The following is a 17,768-nucleotide window of genomic DNA, read 5'->3' as shown; positions in this document are numbered from 1 at the left end:
TCAATGGCAACAAACAGGCGTTGAGCGATCCGGCGCTGCTGGCCGCGCTGCGTGAGCACAAACCGGCGTTGATCGAACTGATCAAGGCCGGCCAATACTCGGCCACCCGCGTTGGCCAGATCGAGGTTCCGGCCAACGGCATTCTTTCCGGCACTACGCACATCACCCCGGCGATGGTGACCTTGGCTGAAGTCGATCAGCCAGCCCTCGACCGCTTGATTGCCGAGGTACCGGGCGGCGCCGCCAACGTGCAGGACATCTATCCCCTGGCGCCGTTGCAGGAAGGCATTCTCTATCACCACGCCAGCAATGAGCAGGGCGATCCGTACGTCATGCAATCGTACTTCGCGTTCAGCAGCCGTGAGCGCTTGCAGGATTTCGCCGAGGCGTTGCAAAAGGTCATCGATCGCCACGATATCCTGCGCACGGCGGTGCATTGGGAGGGGCTGGACGTGCCGCTGCAAGTGGTCTGGCGCCAGGCACAGTTGCCGATGGAAGAAGTCGCGGTGCACGCCAGCGAAAGCGCTGTGCTGCTGCAATTGCACGAGCGCTTCGATGCGCGGCATTTTCGTCTCGACGTGCGGCGCGCACCGATGATGCGGCTGGCCTACGCGTGGGATGAGGACGGCCAGCGTGTGGTCGCGACGTTGCTGTTCCATCACATGGCGCTGGACCACTCGGCGCTCGATGTGGTGCGTCACGAACTGCTCGCCTGCCTTACCGGCCAGGGTGAATCGCTCGGGCGCCCGGTGCCGTTTCGCAATTACGTCGCGCAAGCGCGGCTGGGCATCAGTGAGGCCGAGCACGAGGCGTTTTTCCGCGAGATGCTTGCTGACATTGCCGAGCCGACGCTGCCGTACGGTTTGCAGGATGTGCAGGGTGACGGCCTCGGCATCGCCGAACTGAGCCTGCCGATCAACCCGCTGCTCGGCCAGCGTCTGCGCGCGCAGGCGCGGCAGCTCGGCGTGAGCGCGGCGAGCCTGTTCCATCTGGGCTGGGCGCAGGTATTGGCGGCGCTCACCAGCAAACAAAGCGTGGTCTTCGGCACGGTGCTGATGGGGCGCATGCAGGGCGCCGAAGCCACCGAACGTGCGTTGGGGATCTTCATCAATACCTTGCCGCTGCGGGTCGATGTCGATACGCAAGGCGTGCGCGCGGCGGTGGAGGCGACCCACAAACGCCTGACCACGCTGATGCGCCACGAACACGCGCCACTGGCACTGGCCCAGCGTTGCAGCGGCGTGGTCGCGCCGACGCCATTGTTCAGTGCGTTACTCAATTACCGTCACAGCCACACGGCGGCGACGGCCAGTGCTGAAACTCTCGCCGCGTGGCAAGGCATCAGCACCCTCAGTTCCGAAGAACGCACCAACTATCCGCTGACCCTGAGCATCGATGATTTCGGCGACGCGTTCAGCCTGACATTGCTGGCCACCACCGAGGTCGATCCCCAGCGCATCTGCGATTACCTGCACTGCGCCCTGGAAAGTCTGGCCTTGGCACTGGAGCAGGCCCCCCATACTCCGATCAACCAATTGCCGATTCTGCCGGCGACGGAGCGCGAGCAGGTGCTGTTGGCGTTCAATACCACTCACGCCGACTACCCGGCAACGCTGACCATTGCCCAACGTTTCGAAGCGCAAGTGGCGCAGCGGCCGGAAGCTGTGGCAGCACAGTTTTTAGCTGAGCAATTGAGCTATGCCGAGCTCAACCGGCAGGCCAACGCCTTGGCCCATCACCTGATTGCACTGGGGGTGAAGCCCGACGATCGCGTCGCCATCGTCGCCCGCCGAGGCCTCGATACGCTGGTCGGGTTGGTGGCGATACTCAAGGCGGGCGCCGGTTATGTGCCGGTCGACCCGGCGCACCCGGCCGAGCGTCTGCATTACTTGCTCAGCGACAGCGCGCCCGTTGCCGTGCTCACCCAGAACGCTCTGCGCGAGCGTTTGCCGGCGCTGGAAGTGCCGGTGATCGATCTCGACCCGCTGACCTGGCCGCTCAGCGAAACCTCTGATCCGCACGTGCCGGGCCTGACCACTGCGAATCTGGCCTACGTGATCTACACCTCCGGTTCCACCGGCCTGCCCAAAGGCGTGATGGTCGAACACCGCACCTTGTCGAATCTGGTCGATTGGCATTGCAGCGCGTTTGATCTGTGCGCCGGTCGCCACACCTCAAGCCTTGCCGGCTTCGGTTTCGACGCCATGGCCTGGGAAGTCTGGCCGGCGTTGTGCGCCGGCGCGACCCTGCACTTGGCACCGACTCACGAAGGCAGCGAGGACATCGATGCGCTGCTCGACTGGTGGCGCGCGCAGCCGCTGGATGTGAGCTTTCTGCCGACGCCAGTGGCCGAATATGCCTTCAGCCAGAACCTCGAACACCCGACGTTGCGCACGCTGCTGATCGGTGGCGACCGCTTGCGCCAGTTCAGCCGCAATCAGCAATTTGATGTGATCAACAACTACGGCCCGACCGAAGCCACCGTGGTCGCGACCTCTGGTCGAATCGAGGCGGGCGACGCCTTGCACATCGGCAAACCGGTGGCCAATGCCACGGTGTACCTGCTCGATGAACAGCAGCGTCCGGTGCCGATTGGCGTCATGGGCGAGTTGTACGTTGGCGGCGCCGGGGTCGCGCGCGGCTATTTGAATCGCGCCGAGCTGAGCGCCGAACGCTTCCTGCATGACCCGTTCAGCCCCTCGCCGAATGCGCGTATGTACCGTACCGGCGACCTCGCACGCTGGCGCGCCGACGGCACAATTGACTACCTGGGGCGTAACGACGATCAGGTAAAAATCCGTGGCGTGCGCATCGAACTCGGCGAAATCGAAACCCGCCTCAATCAATTGCCCGGCATTCAGGAAGCCGTGTTGCTGGCCCGAGAAGATCAACCCGGGCAACCACGCCTGGTTGCCTATTTCACCGAGCAGAGCCAGGTCGAACCGCTGGCCGTGGCCGAGTTGCGCGCGCACCTGTTGACGCAGTTGCCGGAGTACATGGTGCCGGTGGCTTACGTCCGACTCGATGCATTGCCATTGACCGCCAATGGCAAGGTCGACCGCAAGGCCCTGCCGAAACCCGAGCGTGCGGCGCTGTTCACCCGCGAATACGAGGCGCCACTTAATGAGCTGGAAAGTGCCTTGGCGCAGATCTGGGCGCATGTGCTGCAAGTCGAGCGAGTAGGTCGTCAGGATCACTTCTTCGAACTCGGCGGCCATTCACTGTTGGCCATGCGCATGGTGTCCCAGGTTCGTCAGCGCCTTGGTGTCGAACTGGCGCTGGGTGATTTGTTTGCCAACGCCGAACTGGCGGCGGTCGCCGAGGCCGTGGCACAGGGCGGGCGCAGCACGCAACCGGAGATTGTCGCGGTGGCCCGCGACGGCGCCTTGCCGCTGTCGTTCGCCCAGCAACGCTTGTGGTTTCTGGCGCAAATGGAAGGCGCCAACACCGCGTACAACATTCCCATCGGCCTGCGTCTGCGCGGCCAACTGGATGAGCCTGCGCTGCAACAAGCCTTGGCGCGCATCGTCGCGCGGCATGAAACCCTGCGCAGCCGTTTCGCCCAGTTCAATGATCAGGCGCAAGTACTGATTGCTCCGCTCGACAGTGGCTTGCTGCTGCGCGTCGAAGATTTGCGCCAACATCCGCAACCCGACGAAACCTTGCAGGCGCTGATTCAGGGCGAAGCCTCGGGGCCGTTTGATTTGCAGGACGACGCGCTGATTCGTGGTCGGTTGGTGCGGCTGGCCGACGATCATCATGTGCTGTTGCTGACCCTGCATCACATCATCTCTGATGGCTGGTCGATGGGTGTTCTGACCCGTGAATTGATGGCGTTGTATCAGGCCTTCAGCCATGGCCAGCCGGATCCACTGCCGCCACTGGCGCTGCAATACACCGATTACGCGGTGTGGCAGCGGCGCTGGCTCAGCGGCGAGGTGTTGCAGCGCCAAAGTGAATACTGGCAGCAGACCCTGGCCGGCGCGCCGGCACTGTTGACGCTGCCGACCGACCGCGTGCGCCCGGCGCAGCAGGATTACGCCGGCAGCACCGTCGACGTGGTGCTCGACGAACGCCTGAGTGCCGGACTCAAGGCTTTGGCTCAGCGTCACGGCGTGACGATGTACATGCTCATGCTCAGTGCCTGGGCGAGTCTGTTGAGTCGTTTGTCCGGGCAGCCGGAAGTGGTCATTGGCTCGCCCGTGGCCAACCGCACTCGTGCCGAGATCGAAGGCCTGATCGGCATGTTCGTCAACACCCTGGCCCTGCGTATCGATACGTCGGGTGAGTTGAGCAGCGAAGCGCTGCTGGCGCGGGTCAAGGCGCGGACGCTGCAAGCGCAGGCGCATCAGGACCTGCCGTTCGAACAAGTGGTGGAAATCACCAAGCCTGCGCGCAGCATGGCGCACAGTCCGTTGTTTCAGGTGATGTTCAGTTGGGACAGCGGCCATGGCGCCAGTCTGAGTCTCGGCGATCTGACCCTGGAAAGCGTCGCCGAGCCTAGCCACTTCGCCAAATTCGATCTGTCGCTGACGCTGGCAGATGCGCCGGGCGGGATTCGTGGTGTGCTGGAGTACGCGATTGCCCTGTTCGACGAATCGACCATTGAGCGTTATGTCGGCTACTTCCAGCGACTGTTGCAGGCGATGGTCAGCAACGATCAGGCGGTACTGGATCAGGTCGCGTTGTTGGCGGAAGACGAGCGTCAGCATCTGCTGGTTGATCTTAACGACACCGCCGTCAAACACGATCTTGAGCAGACCGTTCACGGTCGTTTCGAGGCGCAGGTGTTGCGCACGCCCGAGGCTGATGCCGTGGTGGCCGGTGAGCTGCGCTTGAGTTACGCCGAGTTGAACCGGCGCGCCAACCGGCTCGCCCATCACTTGCGCCGGTGCGGTGTCGATCGCGATGCGCGGGTGGCGATCTGCGTCGAGCGCGGGCCGCAGTTGCTGGTCGGTCTGCTGGCGATTCTCAAGGCTGGCGGTGCTTATGTGCCGCTGGACCCCGGTTATCCTGCCGAACGTCTGGCTTATATGCTCGAGGACAGCGCGCCCGTAGCGGTGCTGGTGCATGCGCCGACGCGCGCGCTGATCGGCGGGTGGGCCGGCGGACTGGTCGATTTCGACCATTGCACCTGGCAAGACCTTCCGTCGAGCAATCCGCAGGTGCCGGACCTGAGTGCCGCGAACCTGGCTTATGTGATTTATACCTCCGGCTCCACCGGCACGCCGAAAGGCGTGATGGTCGAGCATCGTAATCTGGGTAATCTGCTGCACTGGAGCGCCAGCCTGTGTCCGTTGTCGAGCGGCGCCGCGCTGTTGCAGAAAACCCCGTTCAGCTTCGATGCCTCGGTGTGGGAGCTGTTCTGGCCGTTGAGCTGCGGCATGCGTCTGGTCCTCGCCGGCCCGGACGATCATCGTGATCCCGCCGCGCTGGTGCAGCTGATTCGTCAGCAACAGGTCAATGTCATCCAGTTCGTACCGGCGCTGTTGCAGCAATTCCTTGAAGTGGAAGAAGTCGTTGAGTGCCGCAGCCTTAGCGATGTGTTCTGTGGTGGCGGTGAGCTGACTGCCGCGTTGGTGCGCAGCGTGCGTGAACGTCTGCCGCAGGTGCGCCTGCACAACGTTTATGGCCCGACCGAAGCCACCGTCGACAGCACGGTGTGGACGCTGGAGCCTGAATCGCCGGTTCTGGAAAGCACGCCGCCGATTGGCAAACCGCTGTGCAACACCCGCGTGTATGTCCTCGACGCTCATCAGCAACCGGTGCCATTCGGTGTGGTCGGCGAGATGTATCTGGGCGGTGTGCAGGTGGCGCGGGGCTATCTGAATCGACCTGAGCTGACGGCCGAACGCTTCCTCGACGATCCGTTCAGCGACCAGCCAGGCGCGCGCTTGTACCGCACCGGCGACGTCGCACGGTATCGGGCCGATGGCAACATCGAGTACCTGGGGCGCAATGACGATCAGGTCAAGATCCGTGGTTTGCGCATCGAACTGGGCGAGATCCAGGCGCATCTGGCGCACATCGACGGCGTGCGTGAAGCGGCGGTGCTGGCCCGTGAAGATGTGCCGGGCGATCAGCGTCTGGTCGCGTATTACAGCGGTGAGCCGCTGGACATCGAACAGTTGCGCAGCCAACTGCTCAAGCAGTTGCCGGATTACATGGTGCCTGCGCTGTTTGTGCATCTGCCGGCCCTGCCACTGAGCCCCAACGGCAAACTCGATCGCCAGGCCTTGCCGGCCCCTGACCCATCGGCGCTGCAAACCCGCGCGTACGAAGCCCCGGTCGGTGAAGTCGAGACCGTGATTGCCGGGATCTGGGCCGAGTTGCTCAAGGTCGAGCGGGTAGGGCGCTTCGATCATTTCTTCGAACTGGGCGGCCATTCGTTGCTGGCGGTCAATCTGGTTGCGCGCATGCGCCGCGCCGGGCTGTCGGCGGATATCCGCGTGCTGTTCGGCCAACCGACGCTGGCCGCACTGGCGGCGGCAGTGGGTGGGGCGCCTGAAGCGGCGGTGCCGGCAAACCTGATTCCGGCCGATTGCCCGCGCATCACGCCCGAACTGCTGCCGCTGGTGGCGCTGGATCAAGCGACAATCGACCGCATCGTCGCGAGTGTCCCCGGCGGCGCGCGCAACGTGCAGGACATCTACCCGCTGGCGCCGTTGCAGACGGGCATCCTGTTCCATCATCTGTCGGCCGCGCAGGGCGATCCGTACGTGTTGCAGGCGCAGTTTGCCTTCGCCGATGAACAGCGTTTGCAGACCTTCACCAACGCACTGCAACGGGTGATCGAGCGCCACGACATTCTGCGTACTTCGCTGTTCTGGGAAGGGCTGGATGAGCCGGTGCAAGTGGTCTGGCGTCAGGCTTCGTTGAGCTGCGAGACCCTGCAACTGGACGCCGAAGCGGGCGATGCACTGAGTCAGTTGCATGCGCGATTCACCGTCGAAACCTACCGTATGCCGGTTACCGAAGCACCGCTGATGCGCATGGTCTACAGCCGCGATGCAGCCCATCAACGTGTGGTGGCATTGCTGCTGTTCCATCACCTGGTGATGGATCACGTCGCGCTCGAAGTGTTGCAGCACGAGATGCAGGCGTTTCTGCTGGGCAATGCCGAGCAATTGAGCGAGCCGGTGCCGTACCGCAATTACGTGGCGCACACCCGCTCCGGGCTGAGCGAACAAGAGCACCAAAGCTTTTTCAGCGAGATGCTCGGCGCTGTTGATGAACCGACTTTGCCGTATGGTCAGCAACGGGTCGACGACGCGCCAGCGCAAGAGGCGCAGCTGGCGTTGCCACATTCACTGAGCCACAGCGTGCGGCAGCAGGCACGGCGATTGGGTGTCAGTGCTGCCAGCCTGATGCACCTCGCCTGGGCGCAGGTGCTGGGGCAATTGTCCGGGCGCGACGCCGTGGTATTCGGCACGGTGTTGCTCGGTCGATTGCAGGGCGGTGAAGGCTCGGAGCGCGCGCTCGGCGTGTTCATTAATACCTTGCCGCTGTGCATCGAGCTGAACACTCATAGCGTCAAAGGCGCCGCACTGGCGACCCACGAACGCCTGAGTCAGTTGCTCGCCCATGAACATGCGCAACTGGCGCAGGTGCAACAGTGCAGCGCCATGCCGGCGGGCACGCCGCTGTTCAGCACATTGCTCAATTATCGTCATAGCGCTCCCGTCGGGCCGATAGCTGCCGAGGTGCAAGCGGCGTGGCACGGCATGCAATTGCTCGATGCCGAAGAGCACAGCAACTATCGCCTGACCCTCAGCGTTGACGATCTCGGCGAAGACTTCCGCCTGAAGGTATTGGCCGGGGCCGGCATTGATCCGCAGCGCATCTGCGGGTACATGCAGGGTGCGTTAAGCGTACTGCTTGATGCGCTGGAGCACACGCCGCACCTGGGCTTCGATCGGTTGTCGATCTTGCCGGCAGCAGAACGTGAACAGTTGCTGATGGATTTCAATGCGACCGAAGCCGACTACCCACGCGGGCTGACGATTGCCCAGCGCTTCGAATCGCAGGTCGCCGAGCGTCCGCAGGCTGTGGCCGCGGTGTTGGCCGGGCAGCCACTGACGTACTTGCAGCTCAATCGCCAGGCCAATGCGTTGGCGCATCACTTGATTGCCAACGGGGTGAAAGCCGATGACCGCGTGGCCATCGTCGCCTGTCGGGGTCTGGACACACTGGTCGGGCTGGTCGCTATTCTCAAGGCCGGCGCCGGCTATGTGCCGATCGATCCGGCGCATCCCGCCGAGCGGATCAGCTATTTATTGAGCGACAGCGCGCCAGTCGCAGTGCTCACTCAAAGCGATCTGCACGAGAAATTGCCGCTGCTGAGCGTGCCAGTGATTGATGTCGACCTGTGCGCATGGCCGGCGCAGGCGCAGCACAACCCTTCGGTACCAGATTTGACGGTCAAGCACCTGGCGTATGTGATCTACACCTCGGGTTCCACCGGCCTGCCCAAAGGGGTCATGGTCGAGCATCAGACACTGTCCAACCTGGTCGACTGGCATTGTGAAACGTTCGATTTACGCGCCGGCAACCACACCTCAAGTCTTGCTGGCTTTGGTTTCGATGCGATGGCGTGGGAAGTCTGGCCGGCCCTGTGCGCGGGCGCGACTTTGCACCTGGCACCGACCCATGACGGCGCTGAAGACATCGATGGATTGCTCGACTGGTGGCGCGCGCAACCGCTGGACGTGAGCTTTTTGCCGACACCGGTCGCCGAATACGCGTTCAGCCAGAACCTTGATCATCCGACCTTGCGTACCTTGCTGATCGGTGGCGATCGCTTGCGTCAGTTCAGCCGTCAGCAGCGCTTCGCCGTGATCAACAACTACGGCCCGACCGAGGCCACCGTGGTCGCCACCTCCGGGCATGTCGAAGTGGGCGCGGCGTTGCACATCGGCAAACCGGTGGCGAACGCGGCGGTTTATTTGCTCGACGAGCAGCAACGCCCGGTGCCAATGGGCGTGATGGGCGAGTTGTACGTCGGTGGCGGCGGAGTCGCTCGGGGTTATCTGAACCGCGCCGACCTGACCGCCGAACGTTTCCTGCACGACCCGTTCAGCCGCACGCCGAATGCGCGCATGTACCGCACCGGTGACCTTGCCCGCTGGCGCGAAGACGGCTCGCTCGACTACTTGGGACGTAACGACGACCAGGTGAAAATCCGTGGCATGCGCATTGAATTGGGCGAAATCGAGACCCGTCTCAATCAGCTCGCCGGGATCAACGAAGCGGTGCTGCTGGCCCGCGAGGATCAACCCGGCCAGCCGCGACTGGTGGCGTATTTCACCGAACAGGCGGGGGCCGGGACACTCGCAGCGAGCGAGTTGCGCGAGCATCTGCTGGCGCAGTTGCCGGACTACATGGTGCCGGCGGCGTTTGTCCGGCTTGAGGCTTTGCCGTTGACCGCCAATGGCAAGGTCGACCGCAAGGCGTTGCCCAAACCGGATCTGGCCGCGTTGCCGACCCGCGAATACGTGGCGCCGCAAGGCGAGCTGGAAACCGCGCTGGCGCAGATCTGGGCCGAAGTGCTGCAAGTCGAGCGGGTTGGTCGTCACGATCACTTCTTCGAACTCGGCGGCCATTCGCTGCTGGCGATGCGCATGGTCTCGTGGGTCCGTCAGCGCCTCGGCGTCGAACTGGCGTTGAGTGATCTGTTTGCCGACGGGCAATTGAGCGCAGTCGCCGCAGTATTGAATCGCGCCGGGCGCAGCACGCTTGCGCAAATGGTGCCGGTATCGCGTGATCAACCCCTGCCGATGTCCTTCGCCCAACAACGCCTGTGGTTCCTGGCGCAGATGGCCGGCGGCAACTCGGCGTACAACATTCCGGTCGGGTTGCGCCTGCGCGGGCACCTCGACGTCGATGCCCTGCAAAGGGCGCTGGCACGGATCGTGGCTCGTCACGAAACCCTGCGCAGCCGTTTCATCCGCATCGACGACACTGCGCAGGTGTCGATTGCCCCGGTCGACAGCGGTTTGCTCTTGCGCGTGGAAGACCTGCGTCAAGACTTGCAAGCCGAACTCACCTTGCAGGCATTGATGGCGCAAGAAGCCTCGACAGCCTTTGATCTGCAGGACGATTCGTTGATTCGCGGACGGTTGGTGCGCCTGGCCGACGAGCATCATGTGCTGCTGTTGACCGTGCATCACATCGTCGCCGACGGCTGGTCGATGGGCGTACTGACCGCTGAGTTGATGGCGTTGTATCAAGCGTTCAGCCAGGGTCAGCCTGATCCGCTGCCAGCCCTGACCCTGCAATACGGCGACTACGCCGTGTGGCAACGGGGTTGGCTCAGCGGTGACGTGCTGCAGCAGCAAAGCCAATACTGGCAGCAGACCCTCGATGGCGCGCCGGCCTTGTTGACGCTGCCCACCGATCGCCCGCGACCGGCGCAACAGGATTACACCGGCGCCAACCTCGAAGTGCTGCTGGACCCGCGCCTGAGTGCAGGGCTCAAGGCCTTGAGCCAACGTCACGGCGTGACCCTGTTCATGACCGTGATGAGCGCCTGGGCATCGCTGATGAGTCGCCTGTCCGGGCAGACCGATGTGGTGATCGGTGCGCCGGTGGCCAACCGCAGCCGCGCGGAACTCGAAGGCTTGATCGGCATGTTCGTCAACACGCTGGCCTTGCGCATCGACACCTCGGGCGCGGTGAGCGTCGAAGCGCTGTTGGCGCAGGTCAAGGCGCGGACACTGGAGGCCCAGGCGCATCAGGATCTGCCGTTCGAACAAGTGGTGGAAATCGCCCGACCGCTGCGCAGTCTGGCGCACAGCCCGCTGTTCCAGACCACGCTGAACTGGGACAGCAGCGTCGGCCCGCAACTGGCGCTCGGCGAGCTGACACTGGAGGGCGTCGCCGGGCCGGGCGATGTCGCCAAGTTTGATTTGACGCTGACACTGGGCGAGGTCAACGGAGTGATTCGCGGCTCGCTGAACTACGCCACGGCGCTGTTCGATGCGTCGACGGTCGAGCGGTACATCGGGTACTTGCAGCGCTTGCTTGAAGCGATGATCAGCAGTGATCAAACGGTGTTGGAGCAGGTGCCGTTGATGGCAGCGGATGAGCGTCAGCGCTTGCTGTACGACTTCAACGCCACGGCGCGCGATTACCCGCAAACACTGACCGTCCACGGAATTTTCCAGCAGCAGGCAGCAGCGCATCCCAAGGCTGTAGCGGCGGTGCATGGCACGCATTCGCTGAGCTACTTTGAGCTGAATGCGCAAGCCAACCGCCTGGCTCATCACCTGATCGCACACGGCGTACAACCGGGTGACCACGTGGCGATCCTGCTGCCGCGTTCGCTGGAACTGTTGGTGGCGCAACTGGCCATTGCCAAGTGCGCGGCGGCCTATGTGCCGCTGGACATCAATGCGCCGAGCGAGCGTCAGGCGTTCATGGTCGAGGACTGTCAGGCGCTGGCGCTGCTGACCTTGAGTAGCGAAGTCATCGACTACACCGCGCCGCGCATCGATCTCGACACGCTGACCCTTAACGGCCAGCCGACGCATAACCCCAACCTGGTGCAGTCTTCCGAAACACTGGCGTACATCATGTACACCTCCGGTTCCACCGGCACGCCGAAAGGGGTGATGGTGCCGCACCGGGGCATTGGCCGCTTGGTACTCAACAACGGTTACGCCGATTTCAATGCGCAGGATCGCGTGGTGTTCGCCTCGAACCCGGCGTTCGATGCGAGCACCATGGACATCTGGGGGCCACTGCTCAACGGCGGTCGCGTGGTGATCATCGACCATCAAACCCTGCTTGATCCGAATGCCTTCGGCCGTGAACTGAGTGCCAGCGGCGCGACGATCCTGTTTGTCACCACCGCGCTGTTCAACCAGTACGTGCAACTGATTCCGCAGGCGCTCAAGGGCCTGCGGATTCTGTTGTGCGGCGGTGAGCGTGGCGATCCGGCGGCGTTCCGGCGCCTGCTGGCCGAGGCCCCGGCATTGCGCATCGTGCATTGCTACGGCCCGACCGAAACCACCACTTACGCGACAACCTTTGAGGTGCGCGAGGTGGCGGAAAATGCCGAGAGCGTGCCGATTGGCGGCCCCATCGGCAACACGCAGGTGTACGTGCTCGACGCGTATCAGCAACCGGTGCCGATGGGCGTGACCGGTGAGCTGTACATCGGCGGGCGGGGCGTGGCGCTGGGTTACCTGAATCGACCGGATCTGACCGCCGAGAAATTCCTCTGCGATCCGTTCAGCGAAACACCGGGTGCGCTGCTCTACCGCACCGGCGATCTCGCGCGCTGGCTGGCGCCGGGGCAACTCGACTGCATTGGCCGCAACGACGATCAGGTGAAGATCCGTGGCTTCCGCATCGAACTGGGGGAAATCGAAAACCGCCTGCTGAACTGCCCGGGAATCAAGGAAGCGGTGGTGCTGGCGCGCCGCGACGGTCAGGACGCCACGCGTCTGGTGGCTTACTACACGGCGCACGATGGCGTGTTGGACAGCGCCGAACTGCACGCGCAATTGCACGCACGACTGCCGGAATACATGGTGCCGACGGCGTGGGTGCCACTCGAGGTATTGCCGCTGAACAATAACGGCAAGGTCGACCGCAAGGCATTGCCGGCACCGACACAGGAGGCACTGCTCAGTCGGGTTTACGAGGCACCGGCCAATGCACTGGAAATCAGCCTCGCACAGGTCTGGGCCGAGGTGTTGCAGGTCGAAAAGGTCGGCCGTCATGACAACTTCTTCGAACTCGGCGGTCACTCGTTGCTGGCGATGCGCATGCTGTCCCAGGTGCGTCAGCAGTTGGGTGTGGAGCTGGCGCTGGCCGATCTGTTTGCCAACCCGGAACTGGCGGCGGTTGCCCAGGTCCTGGGTCAGGCCGAACGCAGCACCTTGCCCGAGATTCTGCCGGCACCGCGAGATCAGGCGCTGCCGCTGTCGTTCGCCCAGCAACGCTTGTGGTTCCTCGCGCAGATGGACGGTGGCAACACCGCCTACAACATTCCTTTGGGCTTGCACCTGCGTGGTCGACTCGACGCCGTGGCCCTGCAACGGGCATTGGCGCGAATCGTCGCGCGCCATGAAACCCTGCGCAGCCGTTTCGCGCAGTTCAACGACGAAGCGCAGGTGCTGATCGCTCCGGTCGACAGTGGCCTGCCGCTGATCGAGGAAGATTGGCGCCAACACCCGCAGACCGCCGAGGCCTTGCGCACATTGCTCGACACGGAAGCACGCGGGCCCTTCAATTTGCAGGACGACCCATTGATTCGTGGACGTCTGGTGCGACTCGCCGATGATCACCATGTGCTGTTGCTGACCATGCACCACATCATCTCCGACGGCTGGTCGATGGGCGTGCTGACCCGCGAGTTGATGGCGCTGTATCAGGCGTTCAGCCATGGCGAGGAGGATCCGCTGCCGCCGCTGACCCTGCAATACGCCGACTATGCGGTGTGGCAACGACGCTGGCTGAGCGGTGAGGTGCTGCAGCGTCAAAGCGATTACTGGCAGCAGACACTGGCCGGTGCGCCGGCGTTGCTGAGCCTGCCGACTGACCGTCCGCGTCCGGCACAACAGGATCACCACGGCGGCAGTGTCGAAATCGTGCTGGACGAGCACACCAGCGTCGGTCTCAAGGCGCTGTGTCAGCGCCACGCCGTGACGCCGTACATGGTCATCATGAGTGCCTGGGCGATGTTGCTGGCTCGCTTGTCCGGACAGTCCGATGTGGTGGTCGGCTCGCCGGTGGCCAACCGTACCCGCGCCGAGATCGAGGGGCTGATCGGCATGTTCGTCAACACCCTGGCGCTGCGTATCGATACCTCAGGCGATCTGACGGGGGCAGCGCTGCTGGCGCGGGTCAAGGCGCAGACGCTGGCGGCGCAGGCGCATCAGGATCTGCCGTTCGAACACGTGGTGGAAATCACCCGGCCGCTGCGCAGCCTTGCCCACACACCGTTGTTCCAGACGCTGCTGAGCTGGGACAGCAGCGTTGCGCCCGCTTTGGCACTGGGCGGCCTGACGCTGGAAGGTGTCGCTGGGGACAATCACTTTGTGAAGTTCGACCTGTCGTTGAGTCTGGGTGAAACTCCGCAAGGCGTTCGCGGCGCGCTGCGCTACGCCACGGCGTTGTTCGATGAGTCGACGGTGCGGCGTTTTGTCGGTTACTTCCAGCGCTTGCTGACGGCGCTGGTCAGCGATGACCAGGCTGTGTTGGCGCAAGTCGAGCTGCTTGCGGCGGATGAGCAGCAACGCCTGCTCGGCGAATTCAATGCGACGGCGCTTGATTGCCCGGTCGAGCAGCCGATTCAGTGCCTGTTCGAAGCGCAGGTGCAGCGTCAGCCGGACGCCATTGCCGTGCAGATCGGCGAACACAGCCTGACGTATCGCGAACTGAATGCCCGCGCCAACCGTCTTGCGCAGCATCTGCGCGAGCAGGGTGTGGGGCCGGATGCGCGGGTGGCGCTGTGCGTCGAGCGTGGACTCGAGCTGGTGGTGGGGCTGCTCGGCATTCTCAAGGCCGGTGGCGCTTATGTGCCGCTGGATCCGGCTTATCCGGCGGAGCGCCTCGACTACATGCTCAGGGACTGCGCGCCGACGGCGGTGTTGGTACACACGGCGACCCGATCGCTGTTCGCCGCGACCGATGCGCTGCTGATCGACTTTGATCAATGCAGCTGGCACGACCAGTCAGACAGCAACCCGCAGGTGCCCGGCCTGAGTGCTTCGAATCTGGCCTACATGATCTACACCTCGGGTTCGACCGGTACGCCGAAGGGCGTGATGCTGGAGCATCGTGGCCTGTGCAATCTGGTGCATTGGGGTTCGCAGATCTGCCCGCCGACCACTGACGGCGCGCTGTTGCAGAAAGCGCCCTTCAGTTTCGACGGTTCGGTGTGGGAGTTCTTCTGGCCGCTGACGGCGGGTGTGCGTCTGGTATTGGCACGGCCGGGCGGTCACCGGGAACCGGCGTATCTGGCGCAAGTCATTCGTCAGCAACGCATTACGGTGGTCAAGTTTGTGCCGGCGTTGTTGCAGCAGTTTCTTGAGTTGCAGGAGGTCAGTGAGTGCACCAGCCTCACCGATGTGTTCTGTGGCGGCGGCGAACTGACGGCGGCGCTGGCCGCTGCTGTGCGCCAGCACCTGCCGTGGGTGCGTCTGCATAACGTGTATGGCCCGACCGAAGCCACGGTCGACAGCACGGCGTGGACGCTGGAACCGCACATGCCGGTGCCGTTATCTGAATTGCCAATCGGCAAGGCTATCTGTAACACCCGGCTGTATGTGCTCGATGCGCACGACCAGGCTGTGCCGCTCGGCGTCATTGGCCAGTTGCACATCGGTGGTGTCGGTGTGGCGCGCGGTTACAGGGGACTGCCGCAGATGCAGGCCGAGCGCTTTATCGACAGCCCGTTCGTGGCCGGTGATCGCTTGTACCGCACCGGCGATCTGGTGCGTTACCGCGCGGACGGTAACCTCGAATTCCTCGGGCGTAACGACTTCCAGGTCAAGCTGCACGGCTTGCGCCTGGAACTCGGTGAAATCGAAGCGCGATTGATCCAGCACCCGGATGTGCGCGAGGTGGTGGTGCTGATGCGCGACGAGCGTCTGGTCGCCTATTTCACTGCGGTTGATCGCAGTGCTGTGCCGGCGATCGACACGCTGCGCGCGTTCGTCCTCGAGCAGTTGCCCGAATACATGGTACCGGGCGCGTTTGTTGCGCTCGACGTCTTGCCGTTGAGTCCCAACGGCAAGATCGACCGTCAGGCGCTGCCGGCACCGGGCCTCGACGCCGTGCTCAGCCGGCACTACGAAGCGCCTCAAGGCGAGATTGAAACCGCGCTGGCGCGGATTTGGGCTGAAGTGCTGAAGGTCGAGCAGGTTGGACGCCACGACAACTTCTTCGAATTGGGCGGGCATTCATTGCTGGCGATTCGTCTGGTCAATTTGCTGCAGCGGGCGGGGCAACAGGTGACGCTGGCGGAGCTGTTCCAGCGGCCGAGCATCGAATCACTGGCAGCGCTGATCAGTCAGCGCAGTGGCGTGCCTGAACAGCCGGAAGGACTGGTCGTGGTGCGGCCGGGCGAGGGCGGTCATGCGCTGTTCCTGATCCATGAATTCAGCGGCCGGGAGGTGTATTTTCCGGCATTGGGCTCGCACATCGACGGTCAGTTTCCGATTTACGGTTTGCCGGGTGTGCCTCTGGGGCAACCGCAACTGCGCACCCTTGAATGCATGGCTGCGCGGATGGTCGGGATCATCCGTTCGGTGCAGCCGCACGGCCCTTACCGTCTGGCCGGGTGGTCGTTTGGTGGCTTGCTGGCCTATGAAGTCGCGCAGCAACTGCTCGGTCTCGATGAGGCCGTGGCGTTTGTCGGCCTGCTCGATACTTATGCACCGCACCCGGCCAGTCAGGATAAAACCCGCTGGAGCGGCGAGCATCGCGACAAGCGTCAATTGCTCGAACATTGTCGGGCGCGTTCGCAGATGCTTGGTGAACAAGGGCTGCAGGCGTTGGCTGATGTCGAAAGGCTTGAGGCTGAAGTCGAACTCATCGGCTTCGACGAACTGTTCCTGCGCTGCTGCGAACAGCAATTACCCGACCCGGAATTGGCTGCACTGAGCGCAGCGAACGCCTGGAGTTACTTTGATCGCGAGGCCGCTCATGGCCTGGCGCTGGCGCACTACCGGGTCAGCCCGGCCAGTCAGCCGGTGCATTTGTTCCGCGCTCAGGCACTGATGCCGGGGCAGGCACAGCCGAGTCCGACCCGTGGTTGGGAGACCAAGGTCGCCACTGGATTGCTGCGTTGCATCGATGTGCCGGGTGACCACCGCAGCATGATGAAAACCCCGGATATTCAGGCCCTCGGCCAGGCCTTGAGTCAGGCCATGGCTGCGGCGCAGGCACCGCAGCCACAGGCCTATCAGCCGTTGTTGACCATCCAGAGCGGCCACGTCGGGCATGCGCCGATCTTTTGCGTGCCGGGGGCGGGCGACAGTGTCACCGGGTTTATTCACCTGACCGAAGCACTGGGCCCGGAATGGCCGATTTTCGGTCTGCAACCGCGCGGGCTCGATGGCAGCGGCGTACCGCACAGTCAGGTCGAAGCGGCGGCGAAGTGTTATCTGCACGCCGTCGAACAGCTGTATCCGCAAGGCCCGGTGCACCTGATCGGCCATTCGTTCGGCGGCTGGGTCGTGCATGCCATGGCCGCGCAGTTGCAGGCGGCGGGGCGTGAAGTGGCGTCCTTGACCCTGATCGACAGCGAAGCCCCCGGTGGTAACGGCACGGCGGGCAAACCGTATACGACGACCGCCGCGCTGGAGCGGTTGATCGAGACCTTGCAGCTGTCCAGCGGCAAGTCTTTGGGCATCGATCCGCAAGCCTTTGCCGAGGCTGACGAGACTGTGCAAATGCGCCTGTTGCACCAAGGCATGGTCCGCGCCGGCGTGTTGTCGGCGCGCTCATCGGAGCAGGCAATGCACGGCCCGGTACGCACTTTTGCCACGGCACTGCGCACGGTCTATCAACCGCAACTGGCCTACACCGGCCCCGTGCGGCTGGCGCTGGTCGATGACCCGACGCTGGATGCGTGGGGCAATCAGCGCGAGCAAGCGGCGATGGTCGAAGGCTGGCAGCGGCAGGTCGCGGATCTGGCCGTGTGGTACGGGCCGGGCAACCATTTCACGATTCTCAAGGCGCCCAACGTCTTCAGTTTCGCGGCGTGGTGGCATGACGGCCGGAAAGTGCCGGCGGGCGAAATATTGTCCTGA

1 protein-coding gene (cut by a window edge) is annotated in these 17,768 nt (G+C 63.6%); it reads left to right on the top strand.

Annotation, left to right across the window (positions count from 1 at the left end; translation table 11 throughout):
- On the top strand, nucleotides 1-17,768 hold the 3' portion of the coding sequence (locus ACQ4MY_RS19280) for a non-ribosomal peptide synthase/polyketide synthase (RefSeq protein ID WP_440096149.1). Its footprint begins 76 nt before the window's first position; the window shows 17,768 of its 17,844 coding nt (coding positions 77-17,844); its start codon lies off the left edge, out of view; it ends in the stop codon at nucleotides 17,766-17,768.

The organism is Pseudomonas sp. SM4 (assembly GCF_051913165.1).
Taxonomy (GTDB): Bacteria; Pseudomonadota; Gammaproteobacteria; order Pseudomonadales; family Pseudomonadaceae; genus Aquipseudomonas.
Note: the sequence above shows the minus strand (reverse complement) of the source record. Positions and strands in the feature narration are given on the sequence as shown.